The organism is Halomarina salina, from assembly GCF_023074835.1.
Taxonomy (GTDB): Archaea; Halobacteriota; Halobacteria; order Halobacteriales; family Haloarculaceae; genus Halomarina; species Halomarina salina.
In genome coordinates, this window is record NZ_JALLGW010000002.1 from 463,100 (window position 1) to 480,107 (window position 17,008).

Sequence of the window (17,008 nt, forward strand, 5' to 3'; positions counted from 1 at the left end):
ACAGGTGTCAGCCGTCGTGTGCGAGACGGCTCGTCACTCCTCGCGGTTCACGTCGAGCGCGACGTCCTCGCGCCGACGTTCGAGTTCGCGGATCTGTCGGAGGTAGTACAGCGCGCCGGCGATGCCCGCGACGGTGAGGATGCCCGCCAGCGCCCCGAAGATGAGCAGGTCCCGGTCGAGGTAGTAGCGCACCGAGACGTCGCGGGAGACGGAGTCCCAGTAGATGTGGATGCGCCCGTCCTCGTCGGTCGTCCTCGTGGGACTCGGGTCGACGCTGGAGAGCAGTGGCACCGCCACGTCCGTCTTCGGCGGCAGCGCCGCCTCGTAGGAGACGCCCTCGATGAACGCCGGGACGCCGAACGACTTGCCGCTCTTCGGCGCGGTGAACGCGAGCGTGCCGTTCGCCTCGGGGACGGTGATGCGCAACTGCTCGCGCCCCTGGTCGACCGTGAAGTTGGCGTGCTGGTCGGTGCTGACGACGGTACCGTTGTCGAAGCGATACCGGAGGCCGCTGATGTCGAGCGGCCGTTCGAGGCCGAACGCGTTGCGGCCGAACACCTGTAACGTCGTGCGGTTCTCGCCCAGGTCGTAGACGGCGCGGTAGTCGTTCGACCGCACGTCGATGTAGACCTGGGCGTCCTGCTGCCAGACGTCGTCGTAGGTGGCGTTCTCGTTCAACTGGTCGTCGCTCACCTCGCCGGGGCCGAAGAGGCTGGTACAGCCCGCGCTCACCGTCAACAGGACGAGCAGACAGAGCGCGAGCGCACGCCTCATGGGACCACGCAGAGCAGTTCGGCTGGGAGGTACTCCCCGACGCTGGCGAGCAGTCCGGGCGGGTCCGTCCCCTCCGTGCAGACGACCGACTGTTCGAGCAACCCGAGACGCTCGACGGTGACGACGTCCCGTGCGTGACCGGCGCGGTTCATCGTCGCCCGCACCTCCGCGCGGGTCGCGCTGTTGACGTTGAGCCGACCGGTGTCGGCGCGGGTCCAGTCGTACAGTCGGTCCCGCTCGCTGTCGGCGAGTCGCGGCGCGTCGTCGTCGTAGACGAACCGGAGCGGGACGTGCTGGACGAGGCCGAACCGTTTGCGAATCTGGGCGGGCGACCCCTGCCCGAGGCCGAGTTCGCTCGCGGGGATACGGACGCGTTCGCCCGCGTCGAGTACGAACCCCTCGTCGTCCCACGACTCCAGGGTGCCGACGTACTCCTCGCCGGCCTCGAAGGTCGGCGTGATGGCACCCCACTCCTCGCGGAGCAGGTTCCGGGCGACCACCTCGTCGTCACCCTCGACGGTCACCGAGGGGAAGCCGTCCTCCCGGACGCCGAGCGTCCACTCGACGTCCAGGTCCGCCAGGTCGTTGGCGACGAGCGAGCGCAGCGAGTCGACCGCACGCTCGCGCGCGTCGCCTTCGACGTAGAGTTTCGTCGCGAGGACGACCATCTACGCCTGGGCCTCGTCGGCCGACTCGACGTTGAGTTCCTCGCGGAGCGCCGCGATGCGCTCGTCCATCGCCCGGATCAACTGGTCGTTGCTCATCGACTCCAGGTCGGCACCGCAGGAGGGACACTCGAAGGTGAACTCCATCGCCTCACCGAACTCGAAGCGGATGGACTCCTCCGGACAGAGGTAGAACTCGTTGTCCGCCTCGTAGTCCTTGCGGGTCTCCAGCGCCTCCAGGAGGTGGTACATCTCCTCTTCGAGAATCTCGGGGACCTGGTCGTACTCGAACGTCCAGAGGTACGTCAGCCACCCGGAGTCCTCGTCGCGGACGCGGCGGTACGACGCGAGGTCGTTCTCGTAGAGGATGAACAGCGCGCGCCGGACGTCGTTGAGTTCCAGTCCGAGGTCCTCGGCGAGTTCCTCGTCTGTCACCTCGCCGTCGGGAGGGGCGGCGGCGACGGGCATCCCCGTCGGTCCAACCAGCTCGTGTAGATACTTCTGGATGACGGGGTCGTTCAGTAGCTCCTCGAAAGCCATTACGGAGTTGTGCGCTAGACTCGTGCCTAAAGGTTGCGCTCTCGCGGCAGAACCCGCCCGGAACAGCGCGTAGCGTCACACCCGGACGGAGTCACTCACCACCCGTCGACGACCCGGCTCGACACCCGTGACGACCAGCCGACGGTTTAGGGTCGTCCATCGTCAACACCTTGCATGGACGACCCGACACCGCCCGACGACCTCCCCGAAGCGGTCGCCAGCACGCTCCAGAGCCTCGACGGGCACGACCTGCGCGGGGCCGTGGTCTACGCCCAGGAACTGCTCCGTGCCCGCCACGAGCCGCTCCCGACCGTCGAGCCGCGGACGGACGAGGAGGTCGTCCGCGTCGAGGAGCGCGACGGCTACCTCGTGGTCCACAAGCGCCAGCGTGACGCGGCCGGCGACTTCGGCGACGTGTACGTCTACCACGTCTCGACGGAACGCCACCCCGACGGCAGCGTCCACCACCACTGGTCGCTCATCGGGCGCGAGGAGTAGCGAGGCCGACTACCGGAGGCCTCGGGAGTCGAACGGTGAGCGCCAGCGAGCGGTGAAAGGGGGATTTCGGAGTTCCCCCGAGCGCTACGGGAGCACGGAAGACGAACCGCGCGGACCGAAGGTCCCGCCGGAATCCGGCGACGCTGTCGTTCACGAGACGAAGCGAATCTTCAGGAGTGAGGGAGTGAACCGACGACCGTCAGGTTTGTAGTCGGTGGCCGACTCCCCAAAGACGTTGAACAACGGCTTCGAGTCGACCCCGTCGTTCGTCGCGTGACGCTCGTGGCGAGTGGGTTCGGCTGGCTCGCCGACTGTGGGCGTTCCGATTCCCGACCGTGAGCGCGGTCGGTGACGGTTCACGTCGGAGCGTCGCGCTGTTCGGTACACGGTTCGCACGCGCCGCGTAGCGTCGCGTCGACCGATGTCCTCGGTGGTTCTCGACGGTCGCGGAGCGTGCTGGCTGTCTCGTTTCCGACCGACCTGAGCCACCGACCCATCGTCGATGCACGAACCACGTCCGACACGACCCGCGGACGACACCCGTCGTCCACAGAACAGCGACAGCTCCACCGACCACGATACCCCCGACCACGAACACCTCGGCCGCGACCACGCAGGAGGGGGCCGATGAACCGCGCGCCCTACAGCCTCGCACTGAAGTCGCGCGTCGCCGACGGTCCGGCGACCTATCGGTTCCAGACGGCCGACGGCGTCCCGTCGAAGGAGTCCTTCCGACCCACCGAACTCCTCCTGCTCGACCACCTCTGGGGGACGGACCCAGGCGTCGTCCTCTGTCCCGAGGCGAACTACGGGGTCGTCGGCACCGTCCTGTCCGGGCGGGCCGACGCCGTCCACCTCACCGAGACGAGCGCCCGCGCCGCTCGCCTCTCCGAGACGAACCTGCGACGGAACGACGCGGAGGCGACGGTCGAGGTTCGCGCCGACCTCGCAGGCCTCGACCGTCGGTTCGACGCCGTCGCACACGCGCCGATGCCGTCCACACCGATACCGGTCGCGAAGCAGCGACTCCGCGACGCCCTGTCGAGACTCCACCCCCACGGCGTCTACTATCTGTCGGCGACGGACCAGTCCGGCCTGCCGAGGTACGCCGACTGCCTCAGGGACCTCGGAGCACGCGTCGAACGCGTTCGAACGGACGGCGCGTGTGCACTGCTCCGCGCGGAGCGCCCCGACACCGTCCCGCCGCGGTCCTACGTGACTCCCCGACGACTCCGCCCGGCCGTGAGCGGGGTCGAACTCCCGCTGGTGTCGGTGCCCGGCACGTTCTCCGTGGGGTCGCTCGACGACGGAACTCGACTGCTCGTCGAGGCGGCGAGCGTCGAGGACGGGGACCGGGTGCTCGACCTCTGCTGTGGGTACGGGGCGATCGGTCTCTACGCTGGGCGGACCGCGGACTGCGACCTCTGGCTCACCGACGACGACCGGGTCGCGACGACCTGTGCCGCCGGTAACCTCCGTGCAGCGGGGGTCGACGGCACCGTCGTCACCGCCGACTGTCTCGACGGTGTCGCCGACCGGGCGTTCGACCGTGTCCTCTGTAACCCGCCGACGCACGCCGGCGACGGCGTTCTCGCAGAGTTGTTCGCCGACGCACACGACGTACTCGCGCCAGAAGGTCTACTGAGCGTCGTCCACCACCGCGCACTCGACCTCCACGAGCACCTGCGCCACTACAGTTCGGTCGAGAAGCGCCGCACGAGAGCCGAGCACGTCGTTCTGGAGGCGAGACTGTAGCGCAGCGGCGTACTCGTCGGTGAGGACGGTCGCCGCACACCGACGAATCGGTATAGCAGATGGCAGTGTATCACGAGGACGAGAGACCGCTGCTCGAAGCCACAGAACCACCGGTAGAAAGCGTTACTCCTCCGAATCGGCCGGGACGACCTTCTTCCCGGTCGCCATCGGGACGACGTGCCGGTCGGCACCCTCCCAGGAGCGGTCGAGCTCCCGCCCCTCGAACAGTCTGTCGAGGAGGACGGCGAGCCCCGCTACCTCCGAGTGCGGCTGGTTCGTCACGCCCACGTTCCAGTCGGCGGCCTCGTAGACGTCGAACGACACCTTCTCCGCGCCGACGACCACCAGCAGCGGTTCGTTCGCGTGCGCGTCTCGGAGTTCTCCCGCTACCTCCTGGACGGGAAGCCCGTACATCGTCAGGTGGACGACGCGGCCGGGGAACTCCCGGACGACGCGCTTCGGTTCGTCGGTCTGTTCGACGGCGAACGGCCCGCCGAAGCGGTCGGTGATGTCCTCGATGGTCGCTCGCGACTGGGTGGCGTCGCCCGCCAGCACCACGCGGTCGGCTCCCAGCGCCCGGGCGGTGAGACCGACGTGGGTCGTCATCCGGTTGTCTCGCCCCGGCCGGTGGCCCAGTCGGAGCACCGCGACCTCGTGTTCGTCCATGACGAACCTTCGCGCCGCGCAGTGAAGGGGTTTCGAATCGGCGGCCACTGCGCTCCAGCGGCGAGACGCCGGGCACTGACTGGTCGAGACGAGAGAGGAGTGCCACCCGTCGAACCGTGACCTACCAGCGACGTGGAGGAAGGGGGAGTGTGATCTGGTGGAACCCAGCTCCGTCGGCGCGGCCGCTCACTCGACCGAGAACGTCGTCTCGGCCGTGCAGTCGCCCTCCGGTCGCAACTCGGCGCGGGCGGTGTACTCACCCGGCTCCGGTGGCTCCCACTCGAACCCGTAGCGGAGCGTCTCGCCGGGTTCGACCGTCTCGTGTTCGATGGCCTGCGTGAACATCTGACCGACGGACCACCGCCACACCTCGTCGTCGCCGTCGTAGACAGCGCAGTCCGCGTGGCCACCGTTGCGGAACGTCACCTCTTCCGGGTCCTCACCTGTGTTCTCGACCTCGAAGACGAATCGGACCGTGCCGTCCGTCTCGACCGCCAACTCGCCTGTGAGCATGGGCGGTCGTTGGGTGCGGAGGGGGATAGCGTTACGGCCGGTGAATCGTATGTCGCGATAGCAAATCAGTGGTCGTGCGTCAGAAGACTCGGGGACAAGACGCTCGAGAACGGCCACTCTCGGGGAAACTCCGAGGTTGACCGTCGACGAGCGACTCTCCAGTTCCAGCACCGGAGGCGGAGAAGGCAGACTCGATACCCGATGCCGAGTGAGCGCCGACCGTCGTCGGAATGCGACCGACGAACCGGTGTCAGTCGGAAGCCGAGAGAATGCCGACGTTCTAGCACTCGTATCGGAATGCATTTACATCCAACCAATTAAATACGGAAAAATTTTAGTATCTTTTTCGAGTTCGCTCTGGCGACACTCTCCGAACAATGTTTACAGTTCTTCAATTGACGGAGCTGTCGTACAGTCCGCTGATCACGTTCGTGGTCGGGTTGCTCGCAGTCATCGCGCTGCTCGTGTGGCTCGACCTCCCGGCGTTCATAGGGCTCATCATCGCGGCGTTCTTCGTCGGCGTCGTCAACTCGGTGTTCCTGCCGGAGTTCACGACGGCCGACGCGGCGACCCAGGTCGCCACGGCGTTCGGGAACGGGATGGCGGGAATCGGTATCCCGATCCTCATGGCGGCCGTCATCGGCAAGTCGATGCTCGAGAGCGGGTCCGCCCAGCGGATCGTCAGGGGGTTCCAGAGCCTCCTGGGCAGGGACAACTCCGACATCGCGCTGCTGAGCAGTAGCACCGTGCTGGCGGTGCCGGTGTTCTTCGACAGCGTGTTCTACCTGATGGCGCCGCTGGCGCGCTCGACGCGGGCGCGACTCGGCCGGGACTACACGCTGTTCATCGTCGTCGTCGGGGCGGGTGCTGCGGCCGCGCACGTCTTCGTCCCGCCGACGCCGGGGCCGCTCGCCGTCGCCGACGAGATCGGCAGCAACCTCGGTATCACTATCCTGATCGGACTCATCGTGGCGATTCCGGCCGCGCTCGTCTCCGGTCTCCTCTACGGTCGGTGGATCAACGCCCGACTCGACATCCCGCTCCGGGACACGATGTCGACGACGACGGAGGAACTGGAGTCGGTCGCCCAGAAACCGACGAGCGCGCTGCCGGGCATGGGCGAGTCGCTGCTGCCCATCCTCCTCGCGGTCGTCCTCATCGCGTCGTCGACGTTCGTCAACACGTTCGTCGACGCTCCGTCGGCGCTCGGATTCATCGCCGACATCCTCGGGGAAGCGACCGTCGAGCAGATACTGACGACCGCCCAACCGTACACCGACTTCGTCGGCGACAAGAACGTGGCGCTGACCATCGCGGCGCTCGCGGCCGCGTACACGTTCTACCGGTACACCGGGCTGACCAGTAGCGAGTGGAACGACGAGTTGACCGAGGCGCTGAAGAGCGGTGGCAACATCGCCGCCATCACCGCGGCCGGTGGTGCGTTCGGTGCGCTGCTCGCGGCGTCGGGCATCGGCGACTATATCGCCGGCGGGTTACAGGAGCTCGGTATCCCGCTCATCGTCACGGCGTGGCTCATCGCCGCCATCGTCCGCATCGCCCAGGGGTCGGCGACCGCCGCGATGCTGACCGCCGCGGGCATCATGGCCCCGCTGACGGGTCAGCTCGCTGTCCACCCGGCGTACCTCGTGATGGCCATCGGAGCGGGCGGGAACATCTGCTCGTGGTACAACGACTCCGGGTTCTGGCTCGTGAAGGAGATCGGCGGGCTGACCCTGGGAGAGACGCTGAAGACCTGGACCGCGCTCACGACGCTCATCTCCGTGGCGGGGCTCCTCACGGTGCTGGCCGTCTCGACGGTCATGCCACTCGCGTGAGGGTACGCGCGACCGCTCGGTGAGCGAACCGCGCCGACGCCCGCAGAACCGCTCGGCGTACCGAGCGTTCGACGTCGTTCGTCACCCACCGACTCGCCGAGGGCGAAGGGACGTCCCTCTTCGGCAGGCGACGTACCTTTGAGGCCCCGTCCGGTTAGGAGGGGTACATGCAGCAGCAGGGGTTTTCTATCGAGGACGAACCGGTCGCCGGGGCGATGCCCCAGGCCGACGGCGAGCGGTGGCTCGTCCTCAACCCGACGAGCGGGACGGCAGACCACACGGAGGTGGTGCGAGAGCTGGCGACCGAACGCGGCTACCGAATCGAGGAGACGACGGGTGAGGGCCACGCGACCGAACTCGCCCGCGACGCGGCCGCGAACGACGTGCACCTGCTCGCCGTCGCCGGCGGTGACGGGACGCTCCACGAGGTCGTCGTCGGCCTCGCGGAGGCGGAGGCGCTCGACACGACGACGGTCGCCGTCGTGCCGGTCGGAACCGAGAACATCTTCGCGACGAACATCGGCATCCGCGACGCAGAGCACGCCTTCGAGGTGGTCGAGACGGGCGCACGCCGTCGGGTGGACATCGGCGTCGCGGACGGCGAACCGTTCGTGATGTCCTGTATCGCGGGGTTGCTGGCCGACGCCAGCGTCGCGACGAGCAGCGAGCAGAAAGAGCGGTTCGGGTCGCTCGCGTTCGTCGCGAGCGGGCTGAAGCAGGCCGCCTCCTTCGACGGCCTCCACATCGACCTCACCGCCATCTCCGACGGCGAGACGGTGTCGTGGTCGGGCGACGCGCTCGCGGCGCTCGTCGGAAACTCGCGGCGGTTCGTCGAGGAGGGCGGACAGGCGGAACTGGAAGACGGCCTGCTCGAAGTCGTCGTCATCGAGCGGATGCCCGCCGGTGACATCGTCGCGGAGGCGTTCGCCCAGCGGGTACTCGGCCGGACGACGGACCACGTGTTCCACACACAGGCGAGTCAGCTCAGCATCCGGGGGGCCGACGGCGACCCCATCGACTTCAGCCTCGACGGCGAGCCACGGCGACACGACGAACTCCGCCTCCACACCAGACCGTTCGCGCTCCGGGTCTGCGTCGGCCCGGCGTACGACGTCGAACCGACGAGGTCGTGAGATCGAGTCGGGCGAGACGACGACGAGAACCGGACCACGTATCGTCCCTGCGGAAGTTCCCTCACGGATGACGACCCTCCTGTTCGTCCGTCACGCGCACTCGCCGTGGGTTCCGAACCGCGAAGCCGAGCGGCCACTCTCCACGGCAGGTCGGGTCGCCGCCCAGCGAGTCGCCGACCAGTTGGACGACCGGCGTATCGACGCCGTCGTCTCCAGTCCGTACGAGCGCGCTCGGCAGACGGTCGAACCGCTCGCCGTGCGTCGTGACCTCGACGTGCGAACGGACGACGGGTTCCGCGAACGGGCGCTGGCCGACGGCCCCGTCGAGACGGTCGGCGAGACGTTCGAGAGCGCCGTCGACGCCGTGTGGAGCGACTGGTCGTTCGCGTGGCCGGGTGGCGAGTCCAGCGACGAGGCGCAGGCCCGTGGCGTCGCCGCCGTCGAGCGGATACTGGACCGACACGAGGGAGAGACGGTCGCCGTCGGCACGCACGGCCAACTGCTGACGGCGACGCTGCACCACTACGACGACCGGTTCGACCGCACGTTCTGGCGCGAGGCGTTGACGACGCCGGATGTCTACGAGGCGCGCTTCGAGGGGGCAGAGATGGCGGCGATTCGACGGCTGTACGAACCGGCCGAGTAGCGCGTCAGCCCGCGAACGACTGTAGGTCGAACTCGTGACCCCACTCGTTTCGGACCGTGGCCACCGGCCTCACTTAGCGGTGAACGTCACGTCGGGCATCCCGTCGCCCAGCAGGCCGCCGAACGCCGTCTCGTAGCCCTCGTGGCGGGCGGTCTGTGGCCACGTCGTCACCGAGAGCGTCACGTCGTCGCCCGACTGGAGGCTCTCGACGGGTGCGCCGTAGTGGTAGCCGAGGTCCGGGTCGAACGTTCGGACGAGTTCGCCCTCGAACACCGACTGGCCGTCGCGTGTGACCGCTCCGTCGAGGCCCATCGCGGGGACGACCATCCGGTTGTACGGCGTCCGCGCAGAGACGGCGAGGTACTGGCCGTCACCGTCGACGCCCTCCGGCGGCGCGTCGAGGACGGTGGTGACGAGCACCGCGTCGTTGCTCGTCCCCTGCCCGACCACTCGACCCGGCAGGTCCTCGACGGCGGGGGCGGTGGAGTCGGCGTCCATCATCGAGTTCGGTTCGAGCGCCCCCTTCTCCCCCGCGTCGTCGCGGGTCTCGAACGAGAGGCCGTCCTTGCGCTGGCTGCTGTACTCGAACTCGATGGTCGTGCTCGCGGGGTCGGCGAACCTCTCGGCGAACGACCCCGTCCGGCGCGTCGACATCCCGCCGACGCTGACGTTCACGTCGTACGTGCCGTCGCCCTCCAGCGTGAAGTTCGCGCCGTAGTGGAAGCCCATCACCTGGCTGAGCATCGGGTAGATGGTCTCCTGGGAGACGAACTCCCCGTCCCTGCTGATGTCGACGTCCATCCCGGTCTCCGGCAGTGCGAGCTTCGTCTCCGGGTCCCAGACGACCGCCATCAGGTGGACGGCGTCGTCGCCGCTCGACTCGACGCCGGTCTTCTCCACGTCCCGACCGTTGACGTTCCAGAACCGGTGGGCGAAGCTGTACATCAGCCCGAACTCGTAGTCGCCCGCCGTCCCCATACCGACCGACGCCATCCCCTCCTCGTGGCTGGGGACGTAGACGGCGTCGGGACGGTTCTCGGGGACCGGCGGTATCCCGGCGGGCTGCGTCTCGAACACGCCGAGACACCCGGCCGAAGCGGTCGTCGCGCCGGCAGCCGCGAGACCCAGCCCCGCCCGGAGGAACCTCCGTCGTCGCATACACGTACTCGGGGAGTCCGACGAAAGGGCGTTCTGGTCCGACCGTCGAACGCTCGTGTCCGCACCGGAGAACGTGTGTCGCGGCCACACACGGCTTCGTGAACGATGGGGGGGTCGGATGGTCCGGGACGGATGGGTGGTCGGAAGGCGAGCGGACGGGGGGTCCCGGACAGCGACTCACTCCTCCAGCAGGTGGTCGATGAGTCGGGTGAACCGGTCGACGAGTCTGCCCGGGAGCGACGGCGTCGCCCGGCGGAGCAGTCGGGCGGTCTCCTCGGGGCGGGCGAGTGCCAGCGTGACGCGGTTGCGCGCGTCGCGCTCCTTCCGGACGAGGTCCTGCTCGACGAGTCGGTCGAGGTGCCACTCCAGCGTGCTCCGGGCGATGCCGACTCGCTCGGCGACGGCGCTCGGGCGGGCGGTACCCTCGTCCAGCAGGGCGGCGACGACGTCCGACGCCGTCTCGCGGGAGAGCAGCGCCAGCGCCCGGCGCTCCCACTCGTCGTACGACGGCGGGTAGTAGTGCGTCCGGCCGTAGAGGCGCTGTTCGGCGATGGAGTCGGCCGACCGCAGACGGCCGAGGTGGTACTGGACCTGCCCCGGCGCGAGGTCCAGCGCCCGGACGAGTCCGTTGAAGTGGATACCCGGCGTCTCGCGGACCTGCGCGGCGACCCGGTCGCGCGTCTCGCTCATCGGCGCTCACCCGTGGCTCGCGCGCGGTCCGACCGGACGGAGTAGACGGCGACCAGCAGGAACCCGACCAGCGCCACGTCGAGGACGTGTTCGAGCGTGTGGTGGACGCCGTCGGCGAGGAGTCCGTCGAGCATGAGCAGTCCGGCGACGGTCCGAGCGAGCAGCGTCGCGAGCGCGAGGAGGACGAGCAGGTACGACCGGGAGCGCCGCTGGACGTACGCGACGCCAGCGAGACCGACGAGCAGCAGCGACCCGCCGCCCGCGAGGACCAGCGAGAGCGCGAGTCCCGACCCGTGTCCTGCACCCATTGCTACCGACCGTAGCCGCTCGACCGGCTTTCGGGTTCTGGTTCGCGCGTCGAAACGGTCGGCAGTCGGTGGTTCGCAGTCAGAGGTCGGCGACCATCTCGCTCACGACCTGTAGCTCCTCCTCGTTGACGCCGTGGCCCATCGCCTCGTAGATGCGCTCGTCCACCTCGCCGCCCAGCCCCTCGAATATCTCGCGCGTCTCGTGGACCCGTTCGAGCGGGATGTGCGGGTCCCGGTCCGAACAGCCGAGGAAGACCGGCGTGCCGTCGAGCGACCCGTCGTAGTCCCGCGGCGTGTCGTCCGGGCCGACGACGCCCCCCGACAGTGCGGCGTGCCCGCCGCGACGCTGCGCGTTGCGCGCGAGGAACTCGCTGGAGATGCACGCCCCCTGCGAGAAGCCGACCGTCATCACCTTCTCGGGGGGGACGCCTGCGTCCGTTGCGGTCGCGATGGCGTCGGCGATAGCCTGTAACCCGGAGTCGAGACCGGGCTGGTTCGACTCGGTGGGTTCGAGGAAGGAGTTCGGGTACCAGGTGTTCCGCGCGGCCTGCGGCGCGAGCAGTGCCACGTCGTCTCGCCCCTGGCTCACCTGCCGAGCGAGGTCGAGGATGCTCCGCGCCGTCGCGCCGCGCCCGTGGATGGCGACGACGGCGGCCTCGGCCTCCGCCGGGTCCGCGCCGCCCGTCACGAGCGGCTGGGACTGGTGTGGTCCGTCCACCGGGTCGTCGGGACCGAGCGAACTCATCGGGCGTCCCTCCCGTCGGTCGACCGGTTTCGTAGTTGCATCGATAAACCTGGTTACGAGGCGAACTACTTTAACCGTTCGCGGACGAACGGGACACCAGGTGACATCGATGTCAGGGGAGCAGTACACCGAGGAGGCCTGTGTCGTCATCGACTCCATCGAGCAGATCGGCTCGCAGTGGCGACTGGTCGTCCTGCACGACCTGCAGGAGGGAGAGAAGCGGTTCAACGAACTGAAGCGCTCGACGGGAGCGTCCTCGCGGACGCTCTCGCGGGTGCTCAGCGACCTGCAGGAGACGGGCTTCGTCGACCGCAGACTGGAGGAGGACGCGCCGGTCGCGACGTACTACTCGCTGACGGAGAAGGGCTGTTCGCTCCGCCCCGTGTTCGAGGAGATAGAGTGCTGGGCGAACGACTGGCTCGACGAGAGCGTCGTGGACCCGGAGACGACGCCCGCCGAACCCGAGGCGGACGCGCCCGCCGAGTGACGTCGGGGGGCCCTACTGACGTACTGTTCGTCCCTCAGTCCGGGCGTTCGAGCCTGAACCGGTCCTCTGTCGTGCTGTAGTAGCTCCCCGCGAGGCGACCGACCGCGTCGAGTTTCCTGACGTCCGGTTTCCCGTCCGTGAGCAGGTCGTCGTCGACGTGGGCGTGGACCACCTCGCCGAACACGAGCGTCTGGCGGCCGATCTCCTGCGTGTCGTACAGTTCGCACTCCAGCACGACCGGCACGTCCGCGATTCGTGGTGCATCGACGCGCGTGGCGTCGACGCGTTCGAGGTGCGCGTGCTCGAACTCGTCCTCGCCGGGCGCGAGCGTCGCACTCGTCGCGTTCATCGCTTCGGCGAAGTCACGGGTGACGACGTGGACGGTGAACGTCTCGCTCTCGATGGCGTTGTTCGCGCTGTCCTTGCGGTGTTCGCCGGTGCCGCCGGGGGCGAAGTAGACGACCGGCGGGTCGGGCGAGACGACGTTGAAGAACGAGTACGGCGCGAGGTTCGCCCGGCCCTCGGCGTCGTAGCTTCCGACCCACGCGATTGGTCGGGGGACGACGACACCGCCGAGCAGACGGTACGCCGACCCGAACTCCTCGGGTGCGCCCTCCATTCAGGCCCGCCCCTCGGAGACGTCCGTCCCGGTCGGTGCGTCGGGCAGGTCGTGCTCCTCGACCGGGAGGTCCAGCGCCTCCAGCGCGGTCCGGAGGTCCTCGCCGCGGACGTACTCCGCTTCCGCTTCGACGCGCGCTGCGTGGGCGCGGGCGAGCACCTCGGCGCGGCGGTCGTCCGGAATGGCGAACTTGTCGGCGACGAGTTCGATGGTCAGGCCGTTGTGGTCCCTGGTGTAGAGGCTGTGGAACGCGCCGCGGTCGAACTCCGAGAAGCGCCGCCCCGTCTCCCGCAGGTTCTCGCGGGTCTCGCGGAACTGTTCGGGGTCGAGGCGGAACGCGAGGTGGTGGACCGCGCCGACGTCGGGGTCCTGCCGTTCGACGGAGTCGCGCTCCTCGTCGCAGAAGAACGTGACGAGGCGGCCGTCGCCCGCGTCGAAGAACAGGTGAGTCTCGTCGGTACTGTCGAGGTTCGGCTGGCGCATCACGAGGCGCATGCCGAGGGTGTCGCGGTAGAACGCGACGGTGTCCTCGACGGTCGACCCGACGAGCGTGACGTGGTCGGTCCCCTCGACGTGGAGGGTGCTGTCCGGGCGGTCGGCGGTGACTGGGGGGTCGCTGCTCACGGGGGCGCTACGAGCCGACGGCGTATAGCCTCCCGTGGACGCGGCGGTTAGCGGGTGGCACGAGCGTCACCTGGATGGTGACGAGCGGACGAGTTCACCGCAGCGAACCGCTACCCGAGGTTCAGTATCTCGCGGGTCTCGTCGGGGGTCGCCACGGGTCGACCGAGCGTCTCGGCGACGGAGACCACTCGCTCGACGAGTTGCGCGTTGCTCTCGGCGAGTTCGCCGCGGCGGTAGTAGACGTTGTCCTCCAGGCCGACGCGGACGTGGCCGCCGAACAGCAGCCCCATCGTCGCGAACGGGAGCTGGTGGGGGCCGAACCCGAGCGTGTTGAACGACGCACCGTCGGGAAGGTCGTGGACGAGGGCGAGGAGGTTCTCGGGCGTCGGCCGCGTGAGCGTCCCCGACCCGAAGATGAGCGTCGCGTACACCGGGTCGTCGAGGTCGCGGCGCTCCAGCAGCTCGTAGGTCTCGGTCACCTGCCCGCCGTTGAACAGTTCGAGTTCGGGCTTGATTCCCCGCTCGCGCATCTCGTCGTACAGTCTGTCGATGGTGGCGCGCGTGTTCTCGCTCGTCAGGTGCTGGTAGCGGTTGAGCGGCCCCATGTCGAGGCTCGCCATCTCCGGGGCGGGGTCCGTGCGCAGGGGCTGGAGGCGCGCCTCGTCGGACGCGCCGGTCGCCCCCGTCGAGTGCTGGACGACGAGGTCCGGCGCGCGGGAGCGAATCTCGTCGTCGATGGCCTGGAAGCGCTCGGTCGAGAACGCTCGCTCGCCGTTGTCCGCGCGGGCGTGGACGTGGACGACGCTCGCGCCGGCCTCCCGGCAGGCGGCGGCCGCCTCGCCGATCTCCGCGGGCGTCTCGGGGAGGTTCGGGTTCGCCTCCTTGCCGTGGACGCCGCCGGTGAGCGCGGCGGTGACGATGGCCGGCTCGCCCGCGAGGTAGTCGTCGTAGCTCACTCCTGGTCCTCCGCCGCACGGTAGAACTCGCAGTCCGTCTCGTGGTCGAGGCTCCAGCGGTCGTTACAGATGTCGGCGCGCATCGGCTGGACGAACGCGTCGACGGCGGTGCAGTACGCTCGGTCGGTGTCGAACGACCGCTCCTCGTCCGCGTCGCGGTACTCCAGATACGGGCAGGTCATGGAACGGGGGACGCGCGAGTTCGCCAAAAGCGTTCGCTGATTGCGAGGTCACCGGGGTGTCGGGGACTCGGACGTGAGTAGGGCACCGCAGCCGACCACAGCGCACTTGTCGACGCGTCGAATCGTCCGGGTATCACGTGTCCCTCCGCTCGTGGCCCCACCGCCGGACGGTGCTCGCCTGCTGCGTCGTCGCCTACTTCGGCGTCCGGTTCGCGGAGTACGTCCTCACAATCGTCTACCCGGACGTTCGGGCGGGCGTCGGCGTCTCCGACCTCACGCTCGGCGTCGGCTTCACCGCGAGCACGGTCACCTACGCGCTCGCCCAGTTGCCCAGCGGCGCGCTCGGTGACCGGTTCGGCGCACGACGGGTCGTGCTGGCGGCGCTCCTCGGGACTGCCGTCGCCAGCCTCCTCCTCGCGGGAGCCACCTCGGGGGCCGTGCTCGTCGGCGCGATGGCACTGCTCGGTGCGGTCGGCGGCGCGTACTACAGTCCGGCGACGGCGCTCCTCGCAGACCGGTTCGACGCCACCGGCCGCGCCATCGGCGTCCACCGACTCGGCGCGCAGGTGGTCGGCCTCACCGGCCCGCTGGTCGCGCTCGTCGGCGTGAGATACGGCTGGCGGGTCGCCCTCGCGTCGGGGGCGGCCGTCGCGCTCCCGGCGTTCGTCGGGTTCGCGCTGTTCGTCCGACCCCGTGGTCAGAGCGTGCCTCCGGAGTCGACGACCGCGCTCCGCGAACGACTCGACGCCGGGACGCTCCGGGAACTGCTCTCGCGACGACCCATCGCGGTGACGACGGCCGTCGCCGCCCTCGCGCAGTTCGCCGACACGGCCGCGTTCTCCTACCTCCCCGCCGTCCTGCGTACGTATCACGGGCTCTCGCCGACGCTCGCCGGGACGCTGTTCGCCGGCTACTTCGCCGTCCAGGCGGCCATCCAGGTGCCGACGGGGTGGCTCTCGGACCGGGTCGGTCGCGACCCGGTCGTCGTCGGGACGCTGCTGTCGGGCGTCGCCGGGTTCTGTCTGCTCGTCGTGGGCGACCGGACGGCCGTCGTCACCCTCGGCGTGGGGCTCGTCGGCGTCGGGATGGGATGGAGCCCCGCGGTGCAGTCGCGGTTCCTCGACCACCTCGACGCGGAGGAGTCTGGTCACGGGTTCGGCCTCGTCCGGACCGTCTACATCGGGTTCGCCGCGCTCTGTGGGCTGGTCGTCGGTGGGGCGGTGACCGTCTCCGGGTGGGGACTCGCGCTCTCGACGCTCGCCGGAGCGATGGCGCTGGCGACGCTGGTGGTCGTCGTGAGTCGGGTCGAGAGGAAGTGGTGAGGCTGTCCAGTCAGTTCCCGCGCGCCACCGGGTTGAACCGGTCGGGGTCGACGCGCTGGGTGAACCAGTAGACGCCCGCCGCGAGCACGGCCGCGGCCAGCGCGTCGGTCAGCCAGTGGATACCGAGGTACAGCGTCGACAGCACGATGATGAACGCGAGTGCGCTCACCAGCCGCGAGTACTTCTCGCTCGCGTTCCGCGCGTACAGCGCCGCGAGCACCGAGAGCCCGGTGTGGAGGCTCGGGAACGCCTTGACCAGCGTGTCCGTCGCCATCACGCCGGCGCGGATGATGGGGTTGAAGTCCAGCATCAGCGGCCGCACCTCCAGCAGGTACAGCCCCGGAATGCCGACCGGGAACAGCAGGAAGAACGGCACGGCCAGCAACACGAGGACGATGTACGCCATCGCGTAGCGACGCGCCTGTCCCTCGTCGTGTGCCTTCAGCTTGAAGTACGTGAACAGCACGATGAACGGGAAGCCCACGAGGTACGCGACGGTGAAGAACGCCGTCAGCGCGTACGCCGCCCACTCGGGGACGATAGCAGTCACCGACTGGAACGTGGCGACCGCCGGGCCTTCGAGTTCGTAGACGTAGTTGGTGAACGTTCGGTCGGCGTGGAACCGGTGTGCGAGTTCGTTGACGCAGAACGTCACGACCCACGCGAGACCGATGTACCGCCAGTCAGTTCGGAGGAACTCCCGGACGAACGCCACGGGGCGAAGGTCGGGGAGGAAGACGCGTGCGCCGACGAGGAAGGCGACCAGCGCGGCCGCTGTCATCCCCACGACGTACTGCGTCTCCGGTTGGAGGGGGACCATCATTGCAAGGTGCACGTATCGCTAATGAGGCTAAATATCTTTTCTTCTAGAGTTACTGGCACGTTCGGTGTC

21 protein-coding genes are annotated in these 17,008 nt (G+C 68.9%); 7 read left to right on the forward strand and 14 right to left on the reverse strand.

All coding sequences use genetic code 11. The annotated features are described in order from the left end of the window. Positions 1–33: 33 nt before the first annotated feature. Genes MX571_RS18190 through MX571_RS18200 form a run of 3 tightly spaced genes read right to left on the reverse strand, consistent with a single transcriptional unit; the run spans position 34 to position 1,979 of the window. A complete protein-coding gene (locus MX571_RS18190; RefSeq protein WP_247419385.1) occupies positions 34–774 on the reverse strand; it encodes a DUF5803 family protein in 741 nt (246 codons plus the stop codon). After that, positions 771–1,442 carry a DUF2110 family protein gene (locus MX571_RS18195; protein WP_247419387.1) on the reverse strand — a complete coding sequence of 224 codons (672 nt, stop codon included), beginning with the start codon at positions 1,440–1,442 and terminating at the stop codon, positions 771–773. Before MX571_RS18195 ends, MX571_RS18190 begins: the two co-directional genes overlap by 4 nt. Beyond that, positions 1,443–1,979 (reverse strand): transcription factor, encoded by a 537-nt coding sequence (locus tag MX571_RS18200; protein ID WP_247419390.1) that lies wholly within the window; start codon positions 1,977–1,979, stop codon positions 1,443–1,445. A 174-nt stretch (positions 1,980–2,153) separates the two neighbouring features. On the opposite strand from MX571_RS18200, the gene MX571_RS18205 reads away from it, so the two are divergent. Together MX571_RS18205 and MX571_RS18210 are read left to right on the forward strand one after the other, a co-directional pair. Further along, entirely contained in the window at positions 2,154–2,477 is a 324-nt protein-coding gene (locus MX571_RS18205; RefSeq protein ID WP_247419393.1) for a hypothetical protein, read from the forward strand. Positions 2,478–3,104: 627 nt separating this feature from the next. Next, positions 3,105–4,232: a methyltransferase gene (locus tag MX571_RS18210; RefSeq protein ID WP_247419394.1), complete on the forward strand. Its 1,128-nt coding sequence runs from the start codon at positions 3,105–3,107 to the stop codon at positions 4,230–4,232. Positions 4,233–4,355: 123 nt separating this feature from the next. Here the strand turns inward: MX571_RS18210 and MX571_RS18215 are convergent, their stop codons facing one another. Both MX571_RS18215 and MX571_RS18220 read right to left on the reverse strand, forming a co-directional pair. Beyond that, on the reverse strand, positions 4,356–4,898 hold the full coding sequence (locus MX571_RS18215) for a tRNA (cytidine(56)-2'-O)-methyltransferase (protein ID WP_247419396.1): 543 nt from the start codon (positions 4,896–4,898) through the stop codon (positions 4,356–4,358). 186 nt (positions 4,899–5,084) lie between these two features. After that, positions 5,085–5,411 carry a BsuPI-related putative proteinase inhibitor gene (locus tag MX571_RS18220; RefSeq protein ID WP_247419398.1) on the reverse strand — a complete coding sequence of 109 codons (327 nt, stop codon included), beginning with the start codon at positions 5,409–5,411 and terminating at the stop codon, positions 5,085–5,087. A 377-nt stretch (positions 5,412–5,788) separates the two neighbouring features. Between MX571_RS18220 and MX571_RS18225 the strand changes: the two genes are divergently transcribed. The 3 genes from MX571_RS18225 (at position 5,789) to MX571_RS18235 (ending at position 9,025) form a co-directional block, all read left to right on the forward strand. Continuing rightward, on the forward strand, positions 5,789–7,246 hold the full coding sequence (locus MX571_RS18225) for a GntP family permease (protein ID WP_247419403.1): 1,458 nt from the start codon (positions 5,789–5,791) through the stop codon (positions 7,244–7,246). A gap of 167 nt (positions 7,247–7,413) precedes the next feature. Then, the gene (locus MX571_RS18230; protein WP_247419405.1) at positions 7,414–8,379 is read left to right on the forward strand and encodes a diacylglycerol/lipid kinase family protein; all 966 of its coding nucleotides are present in this window, start codon (positions 7,414–7,416) and stop codon (positions 8,377–8,379) included. Positions 8,380–8,446: 67 nt separating this feature from the next. Next, the gene (locus tag MX571_RS18235; RefSeq protein ID WP_247419407.1) at positions 8,447–9,025 is read left to right on the forward strand and encodes a histidine phosphatase family protein; all 579 of its coding nucleotides are present in this window, start codon (positions 8,447–8,449) and stop codon (positions 9,023–9,025) included. Positions 9,026–9,094: 69 nt separating this feature from the next. On the opposite strand, the gene MX571_RS18240 is transcribed toward MX571_RS18235, so the two are convergent. The 4 genes from MX571_RS18240 to MX571_RS18255 all read right to left on the reverse strand — a co-directional run bounded on the left by MX571_RS18240 (position 9,095) and on the right by MX571_RS18255 (position 11,926). Continuing rightward, positions 9,095–10,183, reverse strand: a complete 1,089-nt coding sequence (locus tag MX571_RS18240) for a DUF7350 domain-containing protein (RefSeq protein ID WP_247419410.1) — start codon at positions 10,181–10,183, stop codon at positions 9,095–9,097. A gap of 177 nt (positions 10,184–10,360) precedes the next feature. Then, positions 10,361–10,873, reverse strand: a complete 513-nt coding sequence (locus tag MX571_RS18245) for a winged helix-turn-helix transcriptional regulator (RefSeq protein WP_247419424.1) — start codon at positions 10,871–10,873, stop codon at positions 10,361–10,363. Beyond that, positions 10,870–11,181, reverse strand: coding sequence for a DUF7471 family protein (locus MX571_RS18250; protein ID WP_247419426.1), 312 nt, complete (start codon positions 11,179–11,181; stop codon positions 10,870–10,872). The genes MX571_RS18245 and MX571_RS18250 overlap by 4 nt, the downstream gene beginning before the upstream one ends. 79 nt (positions 11,182–11,260) lie before the next feature. Continuing rightward, a complete protein-coding gene (locus tag MX571_RS18255; RefSeq protein ID WP_282594685.1) occupies positions 11,261–11,926 on the reverse strand; it encodes an alpha/beta hydrolase in 666 nt (221 codons plus the stop codon). A 109-nt stretch (positions 11,927–12,035) separates the two neighbouring features. Between MX571_RS18255 and MX571_RS18260 the strand changes: the two genes are divergently transcribed. After that, entirely contained in the window at positions 12,036–12,413 is a 378-nt protein-coding gene (locus MX571_RS18260) for a winged helix-turn-helix transcriptional regulator (protein WP_247419429.1), read from the forward strand. A 34-nt stretch (positions 12,414–12,447) separates the two neighbouring features. Here the strand turns inward: MX571_RS18260 and MX571_RS18265 are convergent, their stop codons facing one another. The 4 genes from MX571_RS18265 to MX571_RS18280 form a co-directional block, all read right to left on the reverse strand. Continuing rightward, entirely contained in the window at positions 12,448–13,032 is a 585-nt protein-coding gene (locus MX571_RS18265) for a flavin reductase family protein (protein ID WP_247419432.1), read from the reverse strand. Further along, entirely contained in the window at positions 13,033–13,656 is a 624-nt protein-coding gene (locus MX571_RS18270; protein ID WP_247419434.1) for a VOC family protein, read from the reverse strand. Positions 13,657–13,766: 110 nt separating this feature from the next. Next, complete coding sequence (locus MX571_RS18275) at positions 13,767–14,612, reverse strand: beta-keto acid cleavage family enzyme (protein WP_247419435.1); 846 nt, start codon at positions 14,610–14,612, stop codon at positions 13,767–13,769. Continuing rightward, positions 14,609–14,794 (reverse strand): hypothetical protein, encoded by a 186-nt coding sequence (locus MX571_RS18280; protein WP_247419436.1) that lies wholly within the window; start codon positions 14,792–14,794, stop codon positions 14,609–14,611. The genes MX571_RS18275 and MX571_RS18280 overlap by 4 nt, the downstream gene beginning before the upstream one ends. A 137-nt stretch (positions 14,795–14,931) precedes the next feature. Between MX571_RS18280 and MX571_RS18285 the strand changes: the two genes are divergently transcribed. Next, positions 14,932–16,116: an MFS transporter gene (locus MX571_RS18285; protein WP_247419437.1), complete on the forward strand. Its 1,185-nt coding sequence runs from the start codon at positions 14,932–14,934 to the stop codon at positions 16,114–16,116. Between the two features lie 10 nt (positions 16,117–16,126). On the opposite strand, the gene MX571_RS18290 is transcribed toward MX571_RS18285, so the two are convergent. Beyond that, positions 16,127–16,939, reverse strand: a complete 813-nt coding sequence (locus MX571_RS18290) for a phosphatase PAP2 family protein (RefSeq protein WP_247419439.1) — start codon at positions 16,937–16,939, stop codon at positions 16,127–16,129. Positions 16,940–17,008: the final 69 nt, after the last annotated feature.